The sequence below is a fragment of the Rhizobacter sp. genome (genome assembly GCF_031412495.1).
In the GTDB taxonomy this organism is placed as follows: Bacteria; Pseudomonadota; Gammaproteobacteria; order Burkholderiales; family Burkholderiaceae_C; genus Schlegelella_A.
In genome coordinates, this window is record NZ_JANODC010000323.1 from 1 (window position 1) to 1,628 (window position 1,628).

Sequence of the window (1,628 nt, forward strand, 5' to 3'; positions counted from 1 at the left end):
GTGATCCCGTCCAGCGTCGCGCTCACCAGGGCCGTTGGCGTCGACCCGACGCTGACTTCATCGATCTCGACATCCCTTGCCGCGCAGCCCTCGACGAGCTCCGCCATGATCGCCGCCTCGTCGCGGGCGATCGCCGCAATCTCCTCGACCGACGTGCCGGCGTAGGAGTGCCCGGCATGACTGAGCAGGCCGCGCAGGTCCAGGCCCGGCATGGCGTGGACCTGCGTGATGAAGGCGATCGCGTCGCGTTGCTTCGGGTCCACGCCGCACCGATGCGTGCCGACGTCGATCTTCACGAGGACCTCGAGGCGGCGATTGGCGGCGACCATCGCGTCGGACCAGCCCTGCGCCACGCCCAGGTCGTCGACGATGGTCGACAGGCGGACGCCATCCATCAGCGACACGATGCGCGCGGCATAGGTCGGCGAGATCGGATAGGCGATTCGGATGTCCTGGATGCCGGCCGCGGCGAACATCTCCGCCTCGCCCGGCTTGGCGCAGGTCATGCCCACCGCGCCCGCGGCCACCTGCTGCCTGGCCACCCATCCGCTCTTGTGGGTCTTGCCGTGCGGACGCAACCGCTTGCCGCCGGCCGCGGCCGCCTCGGCCATGCGGGTGATGTTGCGCGTCATCGCCGGTGCGTCGAGCACCACCAGCGGCGTCTGGAGTTCGTTCAGAGTGGCCACGGCGACAAGCCTACAGCGGTCGGCGCCCGACGGCCAGGTGCCGGGTCGGATCAGAATTCAGGATTCAGAATGAACGACCAGCGTTGGAATCGAGGGACAACGACGAGAGATCGACGATCGTCCCCCGATCGCCGAAGACCCGCACCACTCAGGAGCCCGCTCTTACGCCAGCAACTTCTCGATCACGTGGCCATGCACGTCGGTGAGGCGGAAGTCGCGGCCCTGGAACCGGAAGGTGAGCTTCTTGTGGTCGAGGCCGAGGAGGTGGAGGATCGTCGCGTGGAGGTCGTGGACGTGCGCGCGATCTTCGGTCGGGCTGAAGCCGAGTTCGTCGGTCTCGCCGATGCTCGCGCCGGCCTTCACGCCGCCGCCGGCGAACCACATCGTGAACGCATCGATGTGATGGTTGCGGCCCATGGTGTCGCGGTTCTCGCCCATCGGCGTCCGGCCGAACTCGCCGCCCCAGATCACGAGCGTGTCCTTGAGCAGGCCGCGGGCCTTGAGGTCCTGCACGAGCGCGGCCTGCGCCTGATCGACCTCGCGGCAGACCTTCTCGAAGTCGCCCTGCAGGTTCTCGCCGGGGCCGCCGTGGCTGTCCCAGTTGGTGTGGTAGAGCTGCACGAAGCGCGAGCCGCGCTCGACGAGCCGGCGCGCGAGCAGGCAGTTGCGCGCGAATGAGGGCGCGTCGCCCTCGATGCCGTAGAGTTTCTTCGTGGCCTCGCTCTCGCCCTCGAGGTCGATCAGCTCGGGGGCGCTGGCCTGCATGCGCGAGGCCATCTCGTAAGCGGCGATGCGCGTGTGGATCTCGGCGTCGCCGGTCGCGACGGCGTGGCTCAGGTTGAGATCGCGGATGGCGTCGATCGTCTGGCGCTGGCGCTCGGCGGTGACGCCCTCGGGGTTGGACAGGTTGAGAATGGGGTCACCGCTGCCGCGAAACGGGAC

At 68.7% G+C, this 1,628-nt stretch carries 2 protein-coding genes; both read right to left on the reverse strand.

Translation table 11 applies throughout. The features are described from left to right. On the reverse strand, positions 1-611 hold a 611-nt coding region (locus AC30N0_RS11980; protein ID WP_489518138.1), incomplete at its 3' end, for an alanine racemase. Between the two features lie 237 nt (positions 612-848). Further along, a partial coding sequence (locus tag AC30N0_RS11985) for a DUF1501 domain-containing protein (RefSeq protein ID WP_489518139.1) occupies positions 849-1,628 on the reverse strand: 780 nt, incomplete at its 5' end.